The organism is Spirilliplanes yamanashiensis (assembly GCF_016863475.1).
GTDB lineage: Bacteria > Actinomycetota > Actinomycetes > Mycobacteriales > Micromonosporaceae > Spirilliplanes > Spirilliplanes yamanashiensis.
In genome coordinates, this window is sequence record NZ_BOOY01000030.1 from 181,892 (window position 1) to 204,093 (window position 22,202).

20 protein-coding genes are annotated in these 22,202 nt (G+C 76.1%); 13 read left to right on the forward strand and 7 right to left on the reverse strand.

The window, feature by feature from the left end; all coding sequences use genetic code 11:
* The first annotated feature begins 24 nt into the window (after positions 1–24).
* The 3 genes from Sya03_RS21730 (at position 25) to Sya03_RS31730 (ending at position 3,742) form a co-directional block, all read left to right on the forward strand.
* Entirely contained in the window at positions 25–1,077 is a 1,053-nt protein-coding gene (locus Sya03_RS21730; protein ID WP_203940199.1) for an iron ABC transporter substrate-binding protein, read from the forward strand.
* A gap of 95 nt (positions 1,078–1,172) precedes the next feature.
* Positions 1,173–2,687, forward strand: a complete 1,515-nt coding sequence (locus tag Sya03_RS21735) for an ABC transporter permease (protein ID WP_203940242.1) — start codon at positions 1,173–1,175, stop codon at positions 2,685–2,687.
* Complete coding sequence (locus Sya03_RS31730; RefSeq protein ID WP_203940200.1) at positions 2,684–3,742, forward strand: ABC transporter ATP-binding protein; 1,059 nt, start codon at positions 2,684–2,686, stop codon at positions 3,740–3,742. The genes Sya03_RS21735 and Sya03_RS31730 overlap by 4 nt, the downstream gene beginning before the upstream one ends.
* Positions 3,743–3,765: 23 nt before the next feature.
* On the opposite strand, the gene Sya03_RS21745 is transcribed toward Sya03_RS31730, so the two are convergent.
* Entirely contained in the window at positions 3,766–4,569 is an 804-nt protein-coding gene (locus Sya03_RS21745; RefSeq protein WP_203940201.1) for an SDR family oxidoreductase, read from the reverse strand.
* Positions 4,570–4,692: 123 nt separating this feature from the next.
* Here Sya03_RS21745 and Sya03_RS21750 point away from each other — a divergent pair, with 123 nt between their 5' ends.
* The 3 genes from Sya03_RS21750 (at position 4,693) to Sya03_RS21760 (ending at position 7,864) form a co-directional block, all read left to right on the forward strand.
* A complete protein-coding gene (locus Sya03_RS21750; protein ID WP_203940202.1) occupies positions 4,693–6,405 on the forward strand; it encodes an alpha/beta hydrolase in 1,713 nt (570 codons plus the stop codon).
* A gap of 4 nt (positions 6,406–6,409) precedes the next feature.
* The gene (locus Sya03_RS21755; RefSeq protein WP_203940203.1) at positions 6,410–6,988 is read left to right on the forward strand and encodes a dihydrofolate reductase family protein; all 579 of its coding nucleotides are present in this window, start codon (positions 6,410–6,412) and stop codon (positions 6,986–6,988) included.
* Positions 6,989–7,147: 159 nt separating this feature from the next.
* The gene (locus Sya03_RS21760; protein WP_203940204.1) at positions 7,148–7,864 is read left to right on the forward strand and encodes a hypothetical protein; all 717 of its coding nucleotides are present in this window, start codon (positions 7,148–7,150) and stop codon (positions 7,862–7,864) included.
* Positions 7,865–7,876: 12 nt separating this feature from the next.
* On the opposite strand, the gene Sya03_RS21765 is transcribed toward Sya03_RS21760, so the two are convergent.
* Positions 7,877–8,794: a GNAT family N-acetyltransferase gene (locus Sya03_RS21765; protein WP_203940205.1), complete on the reverse strand. Its 918-nt coding sequence runs from the start codon at positions 8,792–8,794 to the stop codon at positions 7,877–7,879.
* Between the two features lie 274 nt (positions 8,795–9,068).
* Between Sya03_RS21765 and Sya03_RS21770 the strand changes: the two genes are divergently transcribed.
* From Sya03_RS21770 to Sya03_RS21790, 5 genes are read left to right on the forward strand one after another with little or no spacing between them, the layout of a single operon-like run.
* Entirely contained in the window at positions 9,069–10,145 is a 1,077-nt protein-coding gene (locus tag Sya03_RS21770; RefSeq protein WP_203940206.1) for a Gfo/Idh/MocA family protein, read from the forward strand.
* Between the two features lies 1 nt (position 10,146).
* Positions 10,147–10,827: a sugar transferase gene (locus Sya03_RS21775; RefSeq protein ID WP_203940207.1), complete on the forward strand. Its 681-nt coding sequence runs from the start codon at positions 10,147–10,149 to the stop codon at positions 10,825–10,827.
* On the forward strand, positions 10,824–11,588 hold the full coding sequence (locus tag Sya03_RS21780) for a YveK family protein (protein WP_203940208.1): 765 nt from the start codon (positions 10,824–10,826) through the stop codon (positions 11,586–11,588). The genes Sya03_RS21775 and Sya03_RS21780 overlap by 4 nt, the downstream gene beginning before the upstream one ends.
* 3 nt (positions 11,589–11,591) lie before the next feature.
* On the forward strand, positions 11,592–13,262 hold the full coding sequence (gene murJ, locus Sya03_RS21785) for a murein biosynthesis integral membrane protein MurJ (protein ID WP_203940209.1): 1,671 nt from the start codon (positions 11,592–11,594) through the stop codon (positions 13,260–13,262).
* Complete coding sequence (locus Sya03_RS21790; protein WP_203940210.1) at positions 13,259–14,785, forward strand: O-antigen ligase family protein; 1,527 nt, start codon at positions 13,259–13,261, stop codon at positions 14,783–14,785. Before murJ ends, Sya03_RS21790 begins: the two co-directional genes overlap by 4 nt.
* Here the strand turns inward: Sya03_RS21790 and Sya03_RS21795 are convergent.
* Together Sya03_RS21795 and Sya03_RS21800 are read right to left on the reverse strand one after the other, a co-directional pair.
* Positions 14,769–15,482, reverse strand: a complete 714-nt coding sequence (locus tag Sya03_RS21795; RefSeq protein ID WP_203940211.1) for a methyltransferase domain-containing protein — start codon at positions 15,480–15,482, stop codon at positions 14,769–14,771. The genes Sya03_RS21790 and Sya03_RS21795 overlap by 17 nt on opposite strands.
* Positions 15,479–16,441 carry a hypothetical protein gene (locus Sya03_RS21800; RefSeq protein WP_203940212.1) on the reverse strand — a complete coding sequence of 321 codons (963 nt, stop codon included), beginning with the start codon at positions 16,439–16,441 and terminating at the stop codon, positions 15,479–15,481. Before Sya03_RS21800 ends, Sya03_RS21795 begins: the two co-directional genes overlap by 4 nt.
* A 179-nt stretch (positions 16,442–16,620) precedes the next feature.
* Here Sya03_RS21800 and Sya03_RS21805 point away from each other — a divergent pair, with 179 nt between their 5' ends.
* The gene (locus Sya03_RS21805; RefSeq protein WP_203940213.1) at positions 16,621–17,895 is read left to right on the forward strand and encodes a glycosyltransferase; all 1,275 of its coding nucleotides are present in this window, start codon (positions 16,621–16,623) and stop codon (positions 17,893–17,895) included.
* Here Sya03_RS21805 and Sya03_RS21810 read toward each other — a convergent pair.
* The 3 genes from Sya03_RS21810 to Sya03_RS21820 are packed head-to-tail and all read right to left on the reverse strand — an operon-like array spanning position 17,858 to position 20,911.
* Entirely contained in the window at positions 17,858–19,027 is a 1,170-nt protein-coding gene (locus tag Sya03_RS21810) for a carboxylate--amine ligase (RefSeq protein ID WP_203940214.1), read from the reverse strand. The genes Sya03_RS21805 and Sya03_RS21810 overlap by 38 nt on opposite strands.
* A gap of 6 nt (positions 19,028–19,033) precedes the next feature.
* Positions 19,034–19,861, reverse strand: a complete 828-nt coding sequence (locus tag Sya03_RS21815) for a metallophosphoesterase family protein (RefSeq protein WP_203940215.1) — start codon at positions 19,859–19,861, stop codon at positions 19,034–19,036.
* Between the two features lie 15 nt (positions 19,862–19,876).
* Positions 19,877–20,911, reverse strand: a complete 1,035-nt coding sequence (locus Sya03_RS21820) for a lipid II:glycine glycyltransferase FemX (RefSeq protein WP_203940216.1) — start codon at positions 20,909–20,911, stop codon at positions 19,877–19,879.
* Positions 20,912–21,112: 201 nt separating this feature from the next.
* On the opposite strand from Sya03_RS21820, the gene Sya03_RS21825 reads away from it, so the two are divergent.
* Positions 21,113–22,195, forward strand: coding sequence for a DegT/DnrJ/EryC1/StrS family aminotransferase (locus Sya03_RS21825; RefSeq protein ID WP_239107748.1), 1,083 nt, complete (start codon positions 21,113–21,115; stop codon positions 22,193–22,195).
* Positions 22,196–22,202 lie beyond the last annotated feature (7 nt).

Here is a 22,202-nt window from a genome sequence, read left to right on the forward strand (position 1 = left end):
CCCGCCCCGGCCACGTAGGAGGTAATGCCGGTGTCCCCCTCCCGGTTGAGGCCCGCCGTCGCGGCGGCGCTCGGCGGTGCCCTGCTGTTCGCGCTCGCGGCCTGCGGCGGCGGCGAGCCCGCCAGCGAGCCCGACGACAAGACGATCGTCCTGTACAGCGGGCGCAACGAGACCCTGGTCAAGCCGCTGCTCGACAAGTTCAGCCAGCAGACCGGCATCGCCGTGCAGGCGCGCTACGGCACCACCGCCCAGATGGCCGCCCAGCTGGCGGAGGAGGGCGACCGCTCGCCGGCCGAGGTCTTCCTGGCCCAGGACGCCGGCGCGCTCGGCGCCGTCAACAAGAAGGGCATGTTCGCGGCACTGCCCGCCGAGGCCACCGCGAAGGTGCCGGCGATCTACCGGGCCGAGGACGGCAACTGGGTCGGCGTCACCGCCCGGTCCCGCGTGCTCGTCTACAACCCGGCGCTGGTCAAGGCCGCCGACCTGCCCGCGTCGGTCTTCGACCTGACCGGCCCGGCGTGGAAGGGCAAGGTGGCGGTCGCCCCGACGAACGGGTCGTTCCAGGCGTTCGTCACGGCCGTCCGGGTGCAGCACGGCGAGCAGAAGGCGAAGGAGTTCTTCACCGCGCTCAAGGCCAACGACGCCCAGATCCGCGCCAACAACATCGAGATCGTGACCGACGTGGACGCCGGCAAGGTCCCGGCCGGCCTGGTGAACCACTACTACCTGGGCGAGATCGCCAAGGAGCGCGGCGTCACCCCCGAGCAGCTGAACGCCAAGCTGCACTTCTTCACCCCGGGCGACAGCGGCGCGATGGTGAACGTCTCCGGCGTCGGCGTGCTCAAGCGCTCGGCCACCGACCCGGACGCGCGCGCCCTCGTCGACTACCTGCTCGGCGCCGAGGCGCAGACCTACTTCGCCGAGGAGACCTTCGAGTACCCGGTGGTCGCCGGGGCCCCGGCGCCGGCGTACGTGCCGGCGCTGGCGGACCTCAAGGCGCCCGCGATCGACCTCAACGACCTCGAGACCCTCGAGGCCAGCATCGCGCTCATCAAGGAATCGGGGCTCACCCCCTGACCAGCTCGGCCACCCCGGTCCGGCGGGCGCCCACCGCGGCGCCCGCCGCACCGGCGTGGCGACGCACGGCGCGCCGCTGGGCGCCCCGGCCGGTCCTGCTCGGCCTCGCCGCGATCGCCCTCGCGGTGGCCCTGCTGCCGCTGGTCTACCTGCTGGTGCGCACCGCCGAGGCGGGCGCCGGCCGGATCGCCGAGGAGCTGTTCACCGGCCGGGTCGCCGTGCTGACCGCGCGGACCGTCGCGCTGGCGGCCGTCGTCACCGCCGCCTGCGTCGTGCTCGGGGTCGGCACCGCCTTCCTCGTGGGCCGCACCGACCTGCCGGGCCGCCGGCTGTTCGCGGTGCTCGGCGCGCTGCCGCTGGCCGTGCCCACCTACATCGCCGCGTTCACCTGGGTGTCCACCCTGGACGGCTTCACCGGCTTCTGGGCGTCCGCCGTCGTGCTGTCGCTGTGCAGCTACCCGTACGTGTACCTGCCGGTCGTCGCGGCGCTGGACCGCGCCGACGCCGCGCAGGAGGACGTCGCCCGGTCGCTGGGGCACAACCCGTGGCGCACCTTCCGCAGCGTCACGCTGCCCCAGCTGCGACCGGCCGTCGCCGGCGGCGCGCTGCTGGTCGCGCTGTACGTGCTGTCCGACTTCGGCGCCGTGGCCCTGCTGCGCACCGACACGTTCACCGCCGCCATCTTCACCGCGTTCGACCTGGGCTTCGACCGCACCGGCGCGCTGGTGCTCGCCACCGTCCTCGTCGCGCTCACCACGGTGCTGCTGGTCGGCGAGGGGGCCACCCGCCGCCGCGACGCCCGGTACGCCGCTGTCGGGGCGGGGGCGCGCCGCCCGCACACCCGGCTGCGCCTGGGCCCGGCGCGCCTGCCGGCGGCGCTGCTGCTGGCCGTCGTCGCCGCGCTCGCGCTGGGCGTCCCCGCGCTCAACCTGGCCCGGCGGCTGGCCGCCGGGGTGTCGCGGCCCGGCTCCCTGCCGGAGATCGCCGCCGCCGCGGGCAACTCGCTGACCGTCTCCGCCGCGGGCGCCGCGCTGACGCTGCTGCTCGCGCTGCCGATCGGCCTGCTCGTGGCCCGGGCTCCCGGGCCGCTCGCCGCGGGCGCCGAGGGGCTCAGCTACCTGTCGCACGCGCTGCCCGGCGTCGTCATCGGCCTGTCGCTGGTGTTCTTCGGCGTCAACGTCGCCTACCCGCTGTACCAGACGCGCTGGCTGCTCACCCTCGCCTACGCGGTGCTGTTCCTGCCGCTGGCCGTCGCCGCGGTCAGCGCCGCCGTCGCCCAGGCCCCGCCGGTGCTCGAGGACGTCGCGCGCAGCCTCGGCCGCTCCCCCGCCCGGGTCCTCGCCACCGTCACCGTCCCGCTGACCGTGCCCGGCATCGCCGCCGGCGCCGCCCTGGTGTTCCTCACCTGCATGAAGGAGCTGCCGGCCACGCTGCTGCTGCGCCCCACCGGGATGGACACCCTGGCCACCGAGCTGTGGACGCACACCGGCGTCGCCGCGTACGCCGCCGCCGCGCCGTACGCCGCCCTGCTCGTCGCCCTCTCCGCGATCCCCACCTGGTTCCTCGCCGCCCGCACCGGCGCGCTCGCTTCGCAGGAAGGCACCCGATGACCGCCCTCGACGTCACCGCGGCCGGCAAGGCGTACGGCCCGGTCGCCGCGCTCGCCGGCGCGCACCTGTCCGTGCCGGAGGGCGCCCTGGTCGCCGTGCTGGGCCCGTCCGGCTGCGGCAAGACCACCCTGCTGCGCTGCGTCGCCGGCCTGGAACGCCTCGACGCCGGCGAGATCCGGGTGGCGGGCGCCCTCGTCGCCGGGCCCCGCGTCCACCTGCCCGCCCACCGCCGCCGGGTCGCGCTGGTGCCGCAGGAGGGCGCGCTGTTCCCGCACCTGTCGGTCGCCGACAACGTCGGCTACGGCCTCGACCGGGCGGCCCGCCGGTCCGGCCGCGTCGACGAGGTGCTCGCCCTCGTCGGGCTGGCCGACCACCACCGCCGGATGCCGCACCAGCTCTCCGGCGGCCAGCAGCAGCGCGTCGCGCTCGCCCGGGCGCTCGCCCCGCGGCCCCCGCTGATCCTGCTCGACGAGCCGTTCAGCGCCCTCGACGCCGGCCTGCGCGCCGAGCTGCGGCAGGACGTCCGGGCCGCGCTGCGCGCCGACGGCGCCACCGCCGTGCTGGTCACCCACGACCAGGGCGAGGCGCTGTCGCTCGCCGACCACGTCGTGGTCATGCGCGGCGGCACGGTCGTCCAGGACGGCGCCCCCGCCGACGTGTACGCCGCCCCCGCCGACCCGTGGGTGGCCCGCTTCGTCGGCGACGCGATGCTGCTCGCCGGCACCGTGACGGGCGGCCGCGCCCGCACGGCCGCCGGGGAGGCCCCCGTGGTCGGCGCCGGCGCGGCGGGCGACCCGGGCGCGGTGACGGTGCTGGTCCGGCCGGAACAGCTGCGCCTGACCCCGGCGGGCGACACCGCCCCCGGCGGGATCACCGGCCGGGTGCTGCGCCACGACTTCCACGGCCACGACTCGGTGACGGTGGTCGGCCTGGACGACGGCACCCGGGTGCTGTCCCGGCGCCTCAACGACGGCGCGCGCGACGAGCCGGGCACCGCCGTGACGCTGCGCATCGAGGGCCCGGTCCGCGCCTGGGCGGCCGACGCCGCCCGCTGACCCGCGCGCGCCGATCCGCGCGCTCAGCGGCGCAGGTCGTGCCGGCGGTGGGTGAGCTTCTCGACGAGGGCGGCGGGCGCGAACCGGCGCGCCGCGAAGACCACCGGGGCGTTGCTGCCGACGGCGTACCGCGGCTTCGGCCGCCGCGCCTCGACCGCCGCGACGACGGTGGCGGCCACCCGCTCCGGCGGCGTCCCGGCGCGCTCGTTGCGGTCCAGGGCGGCCAGCATCGTCTCGAAGTCGCGGCGGTGCGGCGAGTCGGGGGCGACGTAGGCGGTGCGGCGCTCGCTGATGCCGGTGCGGATCGAGCCCGGCTCCACCGTGGTCAGCCACACCCCGAACGGCGAGAACTCGTGCCGGGCGCCGGTGCTGAAGCCCTTCAGGGCCGCCTTCGCCGCCACGTACGACGACCGGTAGGCCAGCGGGAACGACGCCAGCATCGAGCCGATCATCACCACCCGGCCGTGGCCGCGCTCGCGCATGCCCGGCAGGACCAGCTGCGCCAGCCGGACCGGCCCGACCACGTTGATCTGGAACAGCCGACGCACCGCGTCCAGCGGCAGGTCCTCCAGCGGGCCGCACTGGCTCTCGCCGGCGTTGTTGACCAGCACGTCCACGCCGGCGAGCAGGTCCGCCAGGCCCTCGATCGAGTCGTCCGAGCACAGGTCCAGCGCGACGTACTCGACGCCGGCGACCCGCTGCTCCGGCGCGATCACCTCCGGGTGCCGGCTGGTGCCGATGACGCGGTATCCACGGCCGGCGAGCGCGACGGCCGTGGCCCGGCCGATGCCGGACGACGCCCCGGTGACCAACGCGGTGCGGTTCATCGGTGGACCGTACCGTCCGCGGCGGATCGGTGACACATGCCTGGTGTTCATCGATGGCGGCGAGTACGTTCCGGGGTTGCCCAGCGCCCCTTCGGCACCGGCACCGCATCCTGCGAGGTGGCCATGCACACTCGGATCCCGGCGCGTCGCGTCCTCCGCCGCGCCCTCGTCACGACCGTCGTCCTCGCGGTGGGGGTGGTGCCCGCGGCCTGGGTGGCGACACCGGCGGCAGCGGCGCAACCGGCGGCACCGGCCGCAGCCGGCACGGCGCCGCGGGTGTCCTGGTCGGCGTGCCGGGACGGCTTCCAGTGCGGCACGCTGTCCGCCCCCCTGGACCACGACCGCCCGCACGGCCCGGCCATCGGGATCTCCGTGATCCGGCTGCCCGCCGGCGTCCCCGCCCAGCGCATCGGCTCCCTGATGATCAACCCCGGCGGCCCGGGCGGCTCCGGGGTCGACGTGGTCCGCGACGTCGCCCGGCTGCTCCCGCTGGAGCTGCGCGCCCGGTTCGACATCGTCGGCTTCGACCCGCGCGGCATCCTGCGCAGCACCCCGCTGCGCTGCTTCGACACCTTCGACCAGGCGCTGGACGTGCTGCCGCCGTTCCCGTTCCCCGTCACGACCGCGGAGGAGAACGTGCAGCGGGCGGCGGACGACCGGCTCGCCGCCGCCTGCGCCCGGCGCGGCAGCCCGATCCTCGCGCACATGTCCACCGCCGACGCCGCCCGCGACATGGACCTGCTGCGCCGCGCGCTCGGCGACCCGAAGCTGACGTACCTCGGCTTCTCCTACGGCTCGATGCTGGGCCAGACCTACGCCAACCTGTTCCCCGGCCGGGTCCGCGCCCTCGTCGTCGACGGCGTCCTCGACCCGATCGCGTGGACGACCGGGCGCGGCGCCGAGGCCCGCACCGTGCCGTTCAGCACCCGGCTGCGCAGCGACCAGGGCGCCCAGGCCACCCTGGGCGAGTTCTTCCGGCTGTGCGACGCGGCCCGCGCCGACTGCGCGTTCGCCGGCCGCGCCGACCGGCGCTACGCCGCCCTCGCCCAGCGCCTGCGCCGGCAGCCCGTCACCGTCACCGACCCGGAGACCGGCGAGACGTTCCGGTTCACCTACCAGGACCTCATCGGCATCTCGCTGGGCGCGCTGTACGGCCCGGGCTCCTGGCCGGACTTCGCGATGTTCCTGCGCGACCTCGAACGGCAGGCCTCGGCCACGGTCGTGGGCCGCCGCCTCGCCACGGTCCGGGCCGGCCTCGGGCTCGCCGCCGCGCCGCCGGAGCCGTACCCGAACGTCGTCGAGGGCTTCCCCGGCGTCGCCTGCTCCGACAGCGTCAACCCGCGCTCCTTCCACGCCTACCAGCGCGCCGCCGACACCGCCGAACGCCGGTACGGCTACTTCGGCCGCCTGTGGACCTGGGCCTCCGGCATCTGCCGGCCGTGGCCGCGCGGCGCCGGCCAGGACCGCCACCTCGGGCCGTGGACGGCGCGGACCTCGTCGCCGGTCCTGATCGTCGGCAACCACTACGACCCCGCCACCCGCTACCAGGGCGCGGTCGTCGCGTCCCGGCTGCTGCCCAACTCCCGGCTGCTGACCTACGCGGGCTGGGGCCACACCGCCTTCTTCAGCGCGGGCAACTTCTGCGTCGACCAGCACGTCACCACGTACCTGGTCACCACCCGCCTGCCCGCCCGGGGCACGGTGTGCCGCCCCGCGGGCTCCCCGTTCGGCCCGCTGGAGGCCACGGCCCGCCGCCAAGCCACCACCGCGGCGGCAGCGGTCCTCACCGGATCGGCCCTGCCGGCCCCGGTGCGGCGCGCGGTCCGGGCCCGGTGACGCCGTGCCCGCCACCTACACGTTCGACATCTTCACCAGCCTCGACGGCTACGGCGCCGCCGGCGGCGACTGGACCGGCTACTGGGGCAGGCAGGGCCCCGAACTGCTCGACCACCGCCTCGCCCTGTACAGCGAACCCCAGCGGATGGTCTTCGGCGCCGCCACCTACCGCCTGTTCGCCCGGATGCTCGCCGAGAGCACCGAGGAGTCCGAGGTGCGCGACCCGTGGGTCACCCGCATGCGCGCCATGCCCGCCACGATCGTGTCCAGCACCCTCACCGAACCCCTCGACTGGCCCGACGCGACGATCGCCCACGGCGACGCCGCCGACGTCGTCGCCCGCCTCAAACAGGACTCGGACGTGCCGCTGCGCTCGCACGGCAGCCTGTCGCTGAACCGGGCGCTGCTGGCCGCGGGGCTCGTCGACCGGCTCCAGGTGACGCTGTTCCCGGTGATCACCGGCGCGACCGGGCTGGAGCCGATCTTCGCGGGGGCGGCCGACTTCGACCTCGACCTGCTGGAGTCCCGCACCCTCGACGGCCACATCCAGGAACTGGTCTACCGCCCCACCCCGCACCACTGACGAGTCGCTCGGCGCGGAGACGAACCGGGACCGCAGTTCCTGGCGTTCCGGCGGCAGCCGGAGCCGCGGTCGCTCGAGGAGCTGTGGGCCGACCGGCACAAGGGCCTCGCGGACACCCTCGCCGCCCTGGACGGGCGCATCGAGCACCACCTGGCCGCCATGGCGGCGCCCGGCTCGTCCGCCGCGGACGTGGTCGCCTCCGGGGAGGCGCTGCGGGCGCTGCGGCGGGAGGCCGCCGCCGTGGACCGGCTCCGGCGCGAATGGATCGCGCAGCACGCCGGGGTCGGCGACCCGGCCGGCGTGGAGCTGGCCGTCGAGGACCTCGTCACGCTGAAGAAGAAGGCCGGCGAGCTGCCGCGGCGGATGGGGCCGGACGCCGTCAACGTCCCCGCCGCCTGGGCCGACGTGGCCGACCGGTACGGGGCGTTCGTCGCCGTCGCCGACCCCGTGCGCAACTGGGACAAGCCGCAGACGCCCGCGCTGGAGACCACGGACGGCATCGTCATGCGGCGGCCGCGGCCGGTGCGGGTGGGCGTCTACCAGCGGTCCGAGGGCGAGGACGGCGCCGAGGTGTGGGAGCTGCGGGCCGACGCCGTCACGCTCGACGTCGTCGACGACTACAGCTACTACGACGTCATCTCGCTGGACGGCCGGTGGTGGCACGACCGCAAGGTCCAGCTGACCATGTACCCGGACCAGTCGATCAAGACCTGGGCCGTCACGTCGTCGTCCATGGCCGGCGCGATCGCCACGTCCGTCGGCACGCTCGTCGACGCGGCCGGCGCCGCGCAGCTGTCCGCGACGCACGAGCGGGCCGCGGAGCTGGCGGAGCTGGAGCAGCGCGTGAAGCTCGCGGAGCTCTACCGCAATGCCTGACCGCCGCGCCCGTCACCGGGGTCCGTACAGCCGCTGGTGGAAGGTGGTGAACGCGCCGGTCGACCGGAACAGGTTCACCACCTGGCGGACGCCCGGCCGCAGCACCACCTTGGCCGGCACGACGGCCGCCGGGAAACCCATCCTGCTCTTGAACGCCTCCAGGTCCTCGTCGTTCGACACCCGCCCGTACAGGATGGTGTCGATGCCGGCGGTGCGCTGGCAGGCCTCGATGAAGCTGTACACCAGCCGTGGCCCGACGTTCGTGTCCCGGGCCCAGGGGGCGGTGTAGATGTCGTCGGCGTTCGCGACGGTGCCGATGGCGGAGCCGGTCATGATCCCGCCCAGCCGCCGGCCCCGCGGGGTGTGCACCATGCCCGCCAGGACGAGCCCCCGGCCGCCGAAGAACGTGTCGTCGTGCAGTCTGCGGACGTAGTCCCTGCGCGTCGGCGGCTTGCGGTAGCCGCTCATCTTCAGGGCGGCGGCGGTCACCTCGTAGCCCTCGCGTTCGAGCAGCTCGGGGGTGGCCAGCTCGACCGTGACGCCGGCCCGGCACGCGCGCCTGATGTTCTTGCGGGCGCCCTTGTGGATGCTGTCGAAGCCGTACGCGGCGGGGTCGATGACGTAGAGGTGGAACGAGCCGTTGTTCTCGCCGGGCTCGGTGACCCTGGCCTTGATCGCCAGCGTGTGCCCGCGCGGAAACGTGACCTGGTCCGGCGTCAGTTCCATCATCCAGTGGATCGGCACCGCCAGCAGCGAGCCGAACCGCTCCGAGTTGCGCCAGTACCGGTTCCGGTGCTCGTAGACGGCGACGCCCTTGCGGGCGGAGAGGTTCGCGTACTCGGCCTCGGTGAGCCGGGTCAGGGTGCACCGCGAGACGTCGTCGGTCTGGGACGCCCGGATCAGCCGGCGGTCGGACTCGGTCATGGTCACGGTGGCACCCCCACTGACCACTCCTCGACGTGGGACGGGCCGGCTCGTCCGGCCGCCGGCGTCCGCGGATGGTAGCGCCGCGGGCCGGTCGCCGGCGGCGGATCCTTCCGCTGGATGGAGGCCGGGGACGGCCGGTGACAAGGGCTTCCGCTGAACGGAACGTCGTTGTGGGGCGGCCGGACCGACCGCACAGCATGAGGCGCGCTCAGGGTGCCGGCCCGCGCGTGCCGGAAGCGGCGGGGGCGGGCACGCGACGCGGATCGAGGAGGTCACGGTGCGGGTAGGTGTGGTCGGGTGCGGCTACTGGGGGTCCAAGCATCTGCGGGTACTCCAGCAGACGGCGGGTGTCGGCGAGGTCGTCGCGATCGACCCGAGACCCGAGCGGCGGGCCGAACTCGCCACGGCGGCCAACGGCGTCAGCGCCTACGCCCGCCTGCGGGACGCCCTCGGCCACGTGGACGCCGTGGTCATCGCGACGCCGCCGCGGCACCACGTGGGGCTCGCGCACCAGGCCCTCTGCGCCGGCAAGCACGTCATGGTGGAGAAGCCCATGACGATGACGAGCGCCGGAGCGCGCCGGCTCATCCAGGAGGCGGCCGAGCGCCACCTCACCCTGATGGTCGGGCACACCTTCGAGCACAACGCGGTGGTGTGGAAGCTGCGGGAGGTCATCGAGTCGGGGGAACTCGGCGAGATCTACTACATCGACACGGCCCGGCTCAACCTGGGCGCGTACCAGAGCGACGTCAACGTCGTCTGGGACCTCGCGCCGCACGACATCTCGATCATCAACTACCTGCTCGGCGGGGCGCCGGAGTCGGTGGAGGCGTGGGGCGCCGACCACGTGCGGTCGCACCGGGAGGACGTCGCCCACCTCCGGCTGGGCTACGGCGACCGGGGCGTGCAGGCCCAGGTGCACGTGAGCTGGCTGGACCCGTGCAAGGTACGCCGGGTGACCGTCGTGGGCAGCCGCCGGATGGCCGTCTTCGACGACCTGGCCGATCAGGAACGCCTGCGGATCTACGACAAGGGCGTGGTGTACGAGCCGCACGGGCCGTCCCGCGCCCGCCTGTCGTACCGCTACGGCGCCATCACGGCCCCGTTCATCGAGATGACCGAGCCGCTGGGGGTGCAGGACCAGCACTTCGTCGAGTGCTGCCTGTCGGGTCGCCGCCCCCGGTCGGACGGGCAGAGCGGCCTGGCCGTGGTGCAGGTGCTGGAGGCGGCGGACGAGGCGCTGCGGCACGGCACCCGGGTCCGGGTCGCCGACGGCGAGCCGGCCCCGTTCCGGGCGGCCACCAACGGCGCCCAGTCCACGGCCCTGCTGGACCTGCTGGCGCGGGGGGCGTGAGATGACCCGCAGCCTCCCGGCGGCCCGGGACGCCGGCCCGGCGCCCCGCGTCGCGCCGGGCTCACCGCGGCTGACCCGGGCGATCGACGTCGTGGTCAGCGGGGCGGCGCTGGTGGCGCTGAGCCCGCTGCTGCTGGTGCTGGCCGGCGCCGTCCGCGCCACGAGCCGGGGGCCCGCGCTGTTCCGGCAGGTCCGGATGGGGTACCGGGGGCAGCCGTTCGTCATGCTCAAGTTCCGGTCGATGACCGACGGCTGCGACGACGCCGTGCACCGCGAGTACAACCTGCGGGAGCTGGCCGGGGAGGATCCCCGCGCGGACGGGTCCGGGGTGTTCAAGCCGGCCGCCGACCCGCGGGTCACCCGGATCGGCCGGCTGCTGCGGGTCACCAGCCTCGACGAGCTGCCCCAGCTCGTCAACGTGTTCCGGGGCGAGATGTCGCTGGTCGGGCCGCGGCCGGCGCTCGACTGGGAGGTGGCGCAGTACGCCCCGCACCACCACGACCGGTTCCTGGTGAAGCCGGGGATCACCGGGCTGTGGCAGGTGTCCGGCCGCAACCGGCTCAGCATGCGCGAGGCCCTCGACCTGGACGTCGCGTACGTGCGCCGGCGCAGCCTCGCCCTGGACCTGCGGATCCTCGCCAGGACGGTGCCGGTCGTCCTGCACTGGGGCCTGACCCGGTGACCGGGACCATGCCCCGCTCCGGCGAGCTGCACGTCACGTCGACCGCGACCCACCTGTACGGCCGCCGGCACTACAGCCTGCTGTCCCTGGCGGCGGTGGCGCTCGCCGTCATCGCCGTGTTCGCCGGCGCCGCCGTCGGCTACAGCATCCTGCTGCAACCCCGGGTGTACGGGGCGCAGGCGGACTTCCTCATCACCCCGCGCGCCGACATCTCGGACGCGGCGGTGGACCGGGCGATGGTCACCCAGGTCATGATCGTCACCAGCGACCCGGTGCTGCAGCCGGTGGCCGACCGGTCCGGCCTGCCCCTGTCCCGCGTGCGCCGGAACGTCGACGCCGAGATCGTCGGGCGCAGCAACCTGCTCCGCCTCACGGTGAGCGACCCGGACCAGGCCCGGGCGGTCGAGCTCGCCCGGCTCGTCACCGAGCAGTACCTGTTGCGGTCCGCCCCGCCCGCGGTCGGCCCCGCGATCGCCACGGCCGTCGCCACCACGCCGGCGACACCGGCGCCCAGCGCCGGAGCAACCGATGCGCCGGCCGAGACGCCGGCCGAGACGCCGGCCGAGGCGCCGGTCGCGGATCCGCCGCCCACCCGGTCCACGGTGCTGTCCCCCGCCGCGCTGCTGGAGGACCCGTTGCAGCCGCAACCCCGGCGCGCCCTCGCGGGCGGGCTGCTGCTGGGGCTGCTCGCGGCGGCCGTCACGGTGGCGGTGCTCGAACGGCCGCGGTGGCTGACCCGCCCGTTCGCGTCCTGGCGGTGACGCGTGGCGGCGGAGACGGCGGGACGTCCGGCGACCGGGGGCGACGCCGGCACGTTCGTCCGCGACTCCGCCTCGGTGCTGGTGTGGACGGTCGCCAGCCGGCTGAGCGGGTTCCTGCGGATCGCCGCCGTCGCGGCCGTCCTCGGACCCACCTATCTCGGCAACATCTTCCAGGCGACGAACAACCTGCCGATGATCGCGTACGCCGCCCTCACCGGGAACCTCTTCTCCAGCCTGCTGGTGCCCCCGCTGGTGCGCCACGTCGACAGCGGCGACCGGCGGGGCGCGGCCCGGCTGGCCGGCGCGTTCCTGACCGCCGCCCTGGCCGCGTTCGGCGTCGTCTGCCTGCTCATCGTCCTGGCCGGCCCCCTGGTGCTGCGCCTGCTGTCCGCCGGCGTGGCCGATCCGGCGGCCGCGGCCGCGCAGCGGCGCGCCGGGCTGGTGCTGCTCGTGCTGTTCGTCCCGCAGATGCTGATGTACGCGGTGGTGGGCACCGCGGAGGCGGTGATGAGCGCGCACGGCCGGTTCGCGCTGGCGGCCGCCGCGCCGATCGTCGAGAACGCCGGGATCATCGTCACGATGGCGGCGACCGCCGTGCTGTTCGGCACCGGCGACGCCCTGGCCGCGCCGACGACCGGTCTGCTGCTGCTGCTCGGGATCGGCACCACCGCGTCCGTGGCCGTCCACGCCGGACTGCAGTGGTGGGGCGCCCGGTCGGTCGGGGTCACCCTGCGGCCGCGGCGCGCGTGGCGGGTGCCGGAGGTCCGGGCGATCCTGCGCCGGGCCGTGCCGGCGCTGGGCAACTCGACGCTCGACACGGTCCAGCCGATCGCCGCCATGGTGGTCGCGAACCGGGTCCCGGGCGGCGTGATCGCGTTCCAGCTCGCCCTGAACCTCTACGCGCTGCCGTACGCCCTCGGCTCGCGCCCGGTGACCGTCGCGCTGCTGCCCCGGCTGTCCCGGCTGGCCGGGCTCGGCGACCTGCGCCGGTTCCGCGACGAGCTGGTCCGGGGGGCGGCGCTGGTGGCGCTGCTGATCGTCCCGGCCGCGGCCGCGTACGCCGTCCTGCACGACCCGCTCGCCCGCGCCGTGACGTTCGGGCAGATGGCCGCCCCGTCCGCCCAGGGCCTGGTCGCCGTCTCGATCGCCGCGCTCGCGCCCGGCGTGGTGGGACTGGGGGCGCTGCTGCTCGGCATCCAGGGCTGCTACGCCCGGCACGACGCCCGGTCGCCGCTGCTGGCGGCGATCCTGCGGGCCACCGTCGTCGCGGGCGGCATGCTGCTGGCCTTCCACCTCGACGCCGGCACGGTGGCGCTGCTGGCGCTCGGCCTGACCATCTCGGCGGCGGACATCGCCGGCGGCGCCTGGCTGGCCGCGCGGCTGAGCAGGGCGCTGCCCGGCGGCGACGCGCCCCTCGGCCGGCCGCTGCTGCGCACCGCCGGGGCCGCGGCGCTCATGGCGGTACCCGCGTACGCGGTCGGCGAGGGCCTGTACGCGGTCCTGCCCGGGCCGCTGACCGGTCAGCTGGCCATGGTCGCCGCCGCCGGCACCGGCGCCGCGGTGTACCTGCTGCTGCAGCGGTGGTGGCGCTCGCCGGAGCTGGCGCTGCTCGGCCAGAGCCTGCGACCGGCGGCGCGCCGGGCGGCGGGCGTGCCGGCCGGCGGGCGGCCGTGAACCCCGCGGTCGAGCCGGCGGCCCGGTGGTCCGACCGGCAGGTCCTGGCCGGGGCCGCGCTCGTCGGCGCCCTGGCGGTCGCGGTGGCGCCGGTCGCGGCCGTCGTCCCGCCGCCGCTGCTGGCGGCGGCGCTCGCCGCCGCCGCGCTGGCCGGCGTCGCGTACCTCCACCCGCCCGCCGCCGCCTACCTCGTCCTGCTCGCCACCCCGCTGACCGCCGGCTTCCCCCGCGGCATGGTCGTGCCGCTGCTGCGGCCGCACGAGGCGCTCACGCTGGTCGTCGGCACGGGCGTCGCCCTGCGCACCCTGGTCCAGCTGCGCACCACCCGCGCCCTGCCGTTCCGCCCCGGCCGGATCGATGCGGCGCTGCTGCTCATGGCGTGCGCCGGCTCCGTCCTGCCGCTGCTGTGGATGGTGGCCCGCGGTGTGGCGCCCACCCAGGAGGACCTGCTCTACGCCTCGGCGCTGTGGAAGTTCTACGCCCTGTACGTGCTGGTACGGATCAGCGTGCGCACCGAGCGCGAGGTGGGCCGGGCGCTGCGCGTGTCCATCGCGGGCGCCGCCGTGCTGGCGGTGGTGGCCATCCTCCAGTCGCTGAACCTGGCGGGCGTACCCGACCTGCTGGTCCGGCTGTTCCCGCCGGAGGACGCCACGGGGCTGGCCGCGGGCCGCGGGTCCGCCACGCTCGGGTCGTCCATCTCGGTCGGTGACGTCATGGCGTTCCACGTCGCCATCTGCCTCGGGCTGCTCGTGCACGCCCGCCGGCATCGCGGGCGGCTGCTGGCCCTGACCGCGCTGTTCGCCCTCGGCACCCTGGGCTCGGGCCAGGTCTCCGCCGTGATCGGGCTGGCGGTCTGCGTCACCGTCGTCGCGGTGCGCACCGGTCAGGTGCGGCGCCTGCTCGTCGTCCTCGGCCCGGCGGTCCTGGTGGGCGCCGTCCTGCTGTGGCCGGTCATCCAGCAGCGGCTCGCGCAGCGCCAGGTGTCGACCGGCGTGCCGCAGAGCTGGTACGTGCGGTACGAGCACCTGCGCCGCTACGTCTGGCCCGACCTGCTCGCCGACCGCACCTGGACGTTCGGGGTCCGGCCCGGCGCCCGGATCCAGGTCGACACCCCGTGGGGCCACGAGGTCTACATCGAGAGCGGCCACACCTGGCTGTTGTGGACCGGCGGCGTCCCGCTGTTCGCCGCGTTCCTGTGGTTCATGTGGGTGGCGGTGCAGGCGACGGCGTCGATCGCGCGCGGCCGCGGCGACGCGGTGGGCGTGGCGGCGACGGCCTCGCTGGCCAGCCTGGTGGCGGTGTTCGTGCTGATGACGTTCGACCCGCACATCACGATGCGCGGCGCGGCGGACCTGATGTTCGCGCTGCTGGCGCTGGCGGTCGCCGTCCCGACCGGAGCCCCCGCCGGCCGGGTCCCCCGGCCGGCGCCGGCCGTGGGCCGGGTGCCGTGGCTGCGGGCGGTGGGCCGCGCCCCGCGCCCGCGGGTGCGGCCCGGCCCGGACGGCGTCAGGCCGGCCCCGTGACGGCGGCCGACCCGGCCGGCGTCACGTCGTAGACGTGGACGGACGCCGACGCGGCCCACTCCCGGCCGGGGCGCAGGGCCCGCACCCGCCCGGTGAGACGGACGCGCCCGGTGGCCATCAGCAGGTCGTGTTCCACCGGGTTGGCGTAGACGATGCGCAGCCGGCGCGGCCGGCGGTCCACCGACGCGAGCAGCCGGCCGGCGACCGTCGCGAAGACCGCCCCGGCGAACGGGTTGTACAGGTAGGCGACGGTCACGTCGTCCGGGATCGGCACGTCGAGGACGTCGCCGCAGTACAGCCGGACCTCGGCGCACCGCAGCGACGCCCGGTTCCGCTCGATGTTGGCGACCGCCTCGGCGTGCAGCTGCGGCGACAGCTCCACCCCGATCACCCGGCGGAACGCATAGAACCGGGCGGCCTGGAAGACGACCCGGCCCCGCCCGGAGCCGATGTCGATGAACACGTCGTCCGGCGACACCGACCGCCGCGGCAGCGCCCGGCGCAGCCCGAGCCACGGCGACGGCTTGTACGACCGGCGGTCGGCGGCGGCCAGCCCCAGGTCCGCCAGCTCCACCTCCCCCGACGTCCGGATGCCGTACCGCCGCTCCTGGATCTCGACCAGCAGCCACCGGCCGAGGACGAGCAGCGGCCGGACCGTCGCGCGGAAGACCGGCCCGCCGCCGGGTCGCCCGGTCACCGCCGCGCGGGCGGATCGGCGACGACGGCCCGCACGGTGGCGATGTACCGCTCCGCCAGCGCGTCGTGCCACCGGCCGGAGTACCAGCGGCCGAGGCAGCCCCAGGCGTCGCCGGGCGCGTAGGTGTGGCCGGGCGCCTCGTAGTCGGCCAGCCACCACTCGTACCCCTCGTAGCAGGCCCGCCAGACCGCGTACGCCGTGTCGGCGTTGAACGCCGTCGACCGGATCGCGTCCGGGAACGCGCCGCTGAAGAAGCGGTAGCGTACCTGCAGGATGCCCCAGCTCTCCGGGCAGCGGCCGGGCACGCCGTCCACCCCGATCCCGTGCCCCGGCGCGCAGTGGGCCGGGTTCGCGGTCCAGTCCCCCTGCATCGTCTGCCGCCACGACGACTCGGTCCGCGCCTGCGCCCGGACGATCTCCTCGTCCAGGCCCCACTTGCAGGCGGCCCACTGCAGGATCTGCCGGGTGGTGCCGGTGAACGACCCGGTCACCCGGCCGGCGATCTGCGTGTTGGCGCGCGGGTCGTGGCTGCCGTCGTCGAAGAACGTCGCGGGCAGCCGGATGGTCCCCGGCGCGGCGTTGTACGGGGCGTTGCCGGGCACGGTCTCCGCGGCCGCGGTCACCGCGCGGGCACACGCCGCGTCGTCGGGCAGGGCGCTGCCGGGCGGCAGGGTGGTGAAGGGCGGGACGAGGGTGGGCTCGGGGGTCGGTTCCGGGGTGGGCTCACCGCTGGGGTCCGTGCTGGGGTCCGTGGTGGGGTCCGTGGTGGGGTCCGTGGTGGGGTCCGCGGTGGGGTCCGCGGTCGGGGTGGCCGAGCCCGGTGGCAGCGGCGGCCGCAGCGCCGCGCCGTTGCCCGGCACCGCGCCCGGCAGGCCCGGGAGGTCCACCCGGCCGGCGCCGGCCACGCTCAGCACGGCGCCGGTCCCCACCACGGCGGTGATCCACGCGGAGAGCCACACTCTGCGCCGCCATCCGGCGAATCCTGCTCGTAGCACTGCAACCACCGATCCTTGCGGCCCGCGGCGGGCCTGAGGCATCCGGGGTGAAGCTACGAGCCCCGCTGCCGCCGCCCATGCCGTCTTTCACCCAGTGGAAGAACGCGGCGGAGCCCGCCCGCCCGCGTCGCTAGCATCCCGGCATGCCGGAGACCTGCGTCGTTCGTGAGCACTACGTCCCGCAGGACAGCCGCGTGGCCCGCGACATCGCCGCGCTCGTCGCGGCGGGCCACCGGGTCGACGTCATCTGCCTGCGCGACGCCGGGCAGCCGCGCGTCGAGCGGCGCCCCGGCGTGACGGTGTGGCGGCTGCCGCTGCGGCACAGCCGGGGCCGGCGCGGCCTGCGCTACGCCGGCGAGTACGCCGCCTTCTTCGCGATGGCGTCGGCGCTGGTGACGGCGCTGCACGTGCGCCGCCGGTACCGGCTGATCCAGGTGCACTCCCTGCCCGACGTGCTCGTCTTCGCCGCCGCCGTGCCGCGGCTGTTCGGCGCCCGGGTGCTGCTCGACCTACAGGAGTGCATGCCGGAGTTCTTCGCCACCAAGTTCGGCGTGGACGCCGGCCACCCGCTGGTGCGGCTGATCGGGCGGCTGGAGCAGCGCAGCATCCGCTTCGCCGACGCCGTGATCACGCCCACCGCGCAGATGCGCGAGGTCTTCGTCGGCCGCGGCGCCGACCCCGGCAAGGTGGCCGTGGTGATGGACGGCGCGGACGAGGACACGTTCCGCCCGGCGCCGGCGTCGGATGCGGCCCGGCCGGCCGACGGGTCGTTCACGCTGGTGTCGCACGGCACGGTGGAGGCGCACTACGGGCTGGACACCGTCATCGAGGCGGTGGCGCTGCTGCGCGACGAGCTGCCGGGCCTGCGGCTGCGGATCTACGGCGACGGCTCGGACCTGCCCCGGCTGCGGGAGCTGGCCGCCCGCCTGGGCGTGGCCGGCCGGGTGTGGTTCAGCGGCGGTTTCGTGCCGATCGGGGAGCTCGTGGCGGGCATCGCCGCGGCCGACGCCGGCATCGTGGCGATGCGCCGCGACGCGTTCCGCGACGTCTCGCTCGCGGGCAAGATGTTCGACTTCATCGCCATGGGCAAGCCGGTGCTGTCCTCGCGCACCCGGTCGGTGGAGCAGACGCTGGGCCCGGACTGCGTGGCGCTGTTCGAGTCGGGCGACGCGGCCGACCTGGCCCGCGCCCTGCGGCTGCTGCACGGCGACCCGGAGCGGGGGGCGGCCATGGCGCGGCGGGCCCGCGAGGTCGCCGCCGGGTTCCAGTGGTCCCGGCAGCGCGAGGTCTACACCGGCACCGTCGACCGGCTGCTGACCGCCCCGCCCGCCCGGTCGGTCCCCCGGCGAGTCCCCCGGCAGCGCCGCCGGGTCAGCGACGTCAGCGACGCCCGGGCAGCCGCGCCGCCACCGCACTGACCAGCGGCAGCGGGTCGCTCCACGCCCAGAACGCCTTGGCCTCGCACCCGCGGGCCCACCGCGCCCACCGCCACGGCGCGATGCCCTGCGCGCGCGCCGCGACCACGTCGAGGGGGTGCACCCACCGCACGCCGGCCCGCACGTCCGGCGACGGCGGGCGCGGGCGGCCGGTCAGGTCCGCGTACACGACGGCGGGGATGTTGACCCCGGCCCGCGCGCCCGGGTGGTGCCACAGGTGGAAGCGCGGGTTGACCTCCAGCATGAACAGCTTGCCGTCGGGGGCCCGCTTGAAGTCCACCTTGGCCACCCCGCGCAGGCCGAGGGCGCGCACCACCCGCCGGCCGCACACCAGCACGTCCGGCGTGTCCGTGACGACCAGCGCGGTGGTGTGGCCGTACGCCGCGGGCAGGGTGCGGATCTTGCGCCCGGTGAACTCCGCGGCGATCTCGCCCCGGTCGTCGACGTACACGTGGTAGCTCTCCAGCCGGTCCTCCGGCCCCGTCACGGACGCCTGGAGGATCACCGGGGCCCCGAACGTGGCCAGCCGGTGCCACAGCCGCGCCAGCTCGTCCTCGTCCCCGACGAGGGTGGCCTTCTGCCGGGTCTGCGCCGCCCGGTGCCAGGCGCGGTCCCGCCGGTGCGGCTTGACGATCAGCGGGTAGCCCAGCGTGGTCATGTCGGCCGGCAGGTCGCCGCTGGGCGCGGCGGCGATCCGGGTGGCCGGCACGGGCAGCCCGAGCCGCTCCGCCAGCGGGGCGAACAGGGTCTTGTCGACCGTCGCCCGCACGCAGGCGGCATCGGCGAGGGCGAGGCGGAACCCGGCGGCCAGCGCGTCGCGGTGCCGGCTGACGAACAGCAGCGCCTCGTCGGACGTGAACAGCATCGGCGGCGGCGCCGGCTGGGTGCGCGCCCACCGCAGCAGCCGGTCGACCAGCTCGCCCTCGCCGGCCACCGCCGCCGGGTCGCTCCACTCGACGGTGAGCACGGCGGTGGCGTGCCGCGACAGGCGGGCCGCGTCGTGCGCGGGGGCGACGGTGGCGGTGGGCACACCGGCGAGGGCCAGCGAGCGCACCACCTCGATGAGGTTCACGCCGCCGCCGAGAACGACGGCCGCCGGGGCCCGGTCACCCATCGCCGGTCACCCGCGGACGGCCCGGGCGGCCCGGGCCGCCCGGACGGCGCGGCCGGCGCCGCGGAGCAGGGTGGCGGCGCGCCGGGGAACGGCCCGCCAGGGCCCGGGCGGCACGTGCAGGCAGGCGCGCGGGAGCCCGTGCCGGCGCAGGGCGGCGACGGCGGCCGGCACGTCGTACGGCTCGGCGAAGAACCGCACCCGGCGCCGGCCGACGTCGAGCAGGGCGAACCGGGCCAGTGGGTCCCGCTCGGCCTGCCGGGACTGCCCGACGCTGCCCGGGTTGACCAGCGTCAGGTCGTCCGGCGGCAGCGCGACCGGGTCGCCCGGCGGGGCGGGCACGGTGCCGGTGGCGGCGCCGAACAGCCACGGCCGGTGGGTGTGCCCGAGCACCAGCGTCCCGGTGGGCGTGCCGGTGCGGCGCAGCTCCGCGAGTTCGCGGCGCGCCTGCGCGGGCTCCCGGACGTACGTGGTGGGGTCCGCCGGGGCGCCGTGCGCGAGGGTCAGGCCGGGCAGCTGGACGACGCGCGGCAGCGCGGCGAGGTAGGCGCGGGCGTCCGGGCTCAGCGCCGCGCGGGTCCACGGTGTCGTCTCGCGGGCCAGCCGGCCGGCGCGCCCCGGGTCGAGCCGGCCCAGCACGAGCAGTTCATGGTTGCCCGCCACGCAGTGCGCGTCGCGCTCGGCGATCAGCGCGACGCACTCGTCCGGCTGGGCGCCGTAGCCGACGACGTCGCCGGCGCAGAGCAGCGCGTCCACGCCGGCCGCGGTGAGCCGGTCGAGGGCGGTGCGCAGCGCGTAGGCGTTGGCGTGGACGTCGGCGATGATCCCGTACCGCATGGCCGTGTCCCGTCGTCAGGCGTAGCGGCGGTAGAGGAGCTCGCCCAGCACGCGGGGCACGACCTGCGGCCCGTGCCGGATGATCGAGCGGACGCCGGGGTGCATGCCGCCGCGGCCGGCGGCGGGCGGGTCCTCGGCGATCAGGTGGTACGTCAGTTCGCGCACGTCGGTGCCCCACCGCGCCTTGAACTCCCACAGCCCCCGGTCCTCGACGTCGGTCCGGCCGAAGTCGAGGGTCCGGCAGCCGCGCTCGCGCGCCCAGCGGATGGCCTGCCAGAACAGCATGTGGTTCGGGCGGACCTCCCAGTGCCGCTCGTCGGACGCACCGTACTTGTAGACGCAGGTGCCGGCGGAGGTGAGGAACACGGCGGCCGCCACCGGCGCACCGTCGTGCTCGGCGATCAGCACGGCGCCGTGCCCCGGTTGCAGCACGTGCCGCCAGAGCGCGCGGAAGTAGCGCAGCGGCTGCACGGCGACGCCCAGCCGGCGCCGGGTGCGGGTGTGCAGCCGGTAGAACACGCCGGTGAGGTCCTGCTCCGCGGTGCCGATGCGGACCGTCACCCCGGCCCGCTCGGCGCGGCGGATGTTGCGGCGCACCTGGTTGGCGTGCAGGCGGGCGAAGATCTCCCGCTCGCTGCCGGTCAGCGGCAGCTCGTGCGTGAGGTACGTGCCGTTCGGATGCACGGCCGGTCCGGACAGCTCGCCGCGCACCTCGAGCCGGCTGATGCCGGCCGCCCGGCGGGCGGCGTCGAGCTGCTGCGCCAGCGCCGCGCCGGGTGCGCCGGTGACCAGCGGCGGGCAGGTGTCGGTGAACGGCAGCGACACCCACCTGGGCGGTTCGCGGCGGCGCCGCACCTCGATCACGGGCAGGCCGGCCACGATGGCGCCGTCGGGCCGGTCGACGGTGAGGGCGAACGCGCGGAAGCCGTAGCAGGCGGCGATCGCAGCGGCCCAGGACGGGTGGTGGAACGGCAGCGCGGCGGGGTGACCGGCCACGAAGGACGACCACCGCGGGTCCTGCAGGGAGCGGGCGGCTGCCTGGACGCTCATGCGTTCCCCCTCGGGCCACGATGTCGCGCGCCGGTGCTCGACGCCGTCGCTGGCAGCGTCGGGCGCGCGTGCGGCCGTTGCCAGGCACGTTCCGCCCAGCGGAAGCACCGCTTCCGCCGGGGCCGGGCCGTCATCGATCATCGGAACCCGGACGACACGATGGCGCGACGTGCGGGGGCGATGGCGTTGGACATTCCGCTGGTGGATCTCCGGTCGGCGCACGCCGAGATCGCCGCCGAGGTGGCGGCCGGCTTCGACCGCGTCATGTCCGACGCGGTGTACGTGGGCGGGGCGGAGGTCCGCGCCTTCGAGCGGGAGTACGCGCGGTTCTGCGGCGCGCCGCACTGCGTCGGCGTCGGCAACGGCACCGACGCCCTGGAACTGGCGCTCCGGGCGCTCGGCGTGGGGCCCGGGCGTGAGGTGATCCTGCCGGCGAACACCTTCATCGCCACCGCCGAGGCCGTCGCCCGCAGCGGCGCCCGGCCGGTGCTGGTGGACTGCGACCCGGCCACCCACCTGATCGACACCGACGCCGCCCTCGCCGCCGTCACGCCCGCCACCGCGGCCGTCGTGCCGGTGCACCTGTACGGCCAGCCGGCCGCGGTGGAGCGGCTCGTCCCGGCCGGCGTGCCGATCGTCGAGGACGCCGCCCAGTCGCACGGGGCCACCCGGTTCGGGCGCCAGGCCGGCGCGTCCGGCGTCGCCACGACCAGCTTCTACCCCGGCAAGAACCTGGGCGCCTACGGCGACGCCGGCGCGGTCGTGACCGCCGACCCGGAGGTGGCCGACCGCGTCCGCGTCATGGCCAGCCACGGCAGCCGCACCCCGTACGTGCACGAGGTCGCCGGGTGCAACAGCCGGCTCGACGCCCTCCAGGCGGTGGTGCTGCGGACCAAGCTCACCCGGCTGCGCAGCTGGAACCTGGCCCGGCAGGCCGCCGCCGCCCGCTACGACGCGCTGCTGGACGGGCTCGGCGTGCGCCGCCCCACCGTCGCGCCGGGCAACACCCACGTCTGGCACCTGTACGTGGTGCGCGTCCCGGGCGGGCGCCGCGACCACGTCCGCCGCCGGCTGCTGTCGGCGGGCATCGCCACCGGCATCCACTACCCGGTGCCGGTGCACCTGACGCCGGCGTTCGCCGGCCTGGGCCACCGGCGGGGCGCCTTCCCGCACGCCGAGGCGGCGGCCGCGGAGATCCTGTCGCTGCCGATGCACCCGCACCTCACCGCCGGTCAGCAGGAAGACGTCGTCAAGGCGCTGGCCGCCGCGCTCGCGGACGCCTGAGCCCGCG

Coding starts and splice junctions, on each gene's coding strand:
- Sya03_RS21760 (WP_203940204.1), top strand. CDS start 7,148: ATGGCGGCGCCCGGCTCGTCCGCCGCGGACGTGGTCGCCTCCGGGGAG.
- Sya03_RS21815 (WP_203940215.1), bottom strand. CDS start 19,861: ATGCGGTACGGGATCATCGCCGACGTCCACGCCAACGCCTACGCGCTG.
- Sya03_RS21805 (WP_203940213.1), top strand. CDS start 16,621: ATGCCGGAGACCTGCGTCGTTCGTGAGCACTACGTCCCGCAGGACAGC.
- Sya03_RS21730 (WP_203940199.1), top strand. CDS start 25: ATGCCGGTGTCCCCCTCCCGGTTGAGGCCCGCCGTCGCGGCGGCGCTC.
- Sya03_RS21745 (WP_203940201.1), bottom strand. CDS start 4,569: ATGAACCGCACCGCGTTGGTCACCGGGGCGTCGTCCGGCATCGGCCGG.
- Sya03_RS21820 (WP_203940216.1), bottom strand. CDS start 20,911: ATGAGCGTCCAGGCAGCCGCCCGCTCCCTGCAGGACCCGCGGTGGTCG.
- Sya03_RS21750 (WP_203940202.1), top strand. CDS start 4,693: ATGCACACTCGGATCCCGGCGCGTCGCGTCCTCCGCCGCGCCCTCGTC.
- Sya03_RS21775 (WP_203940207.1), top strand. CDS start 10,147: ATGACCCGCAGCCTCCCGGCGGCCCGGGACGCCGGCCCGGCGCCCCGC.
- Sya03_RS21810 (WP_203940214.1), bottom strand. CDS start 19,027: ATGGGTGACCGGGCCCCGGCGGCCGTCGTTCTCGGCGGCGGCGTGAAC.
- Sya03_RS31730 (WP_203940200.1), top strand. CDS start 2,684: ATGACCGCCCTCGACGTCACCGCGGCCGGCAAGGCGTACGGCCCGGTC.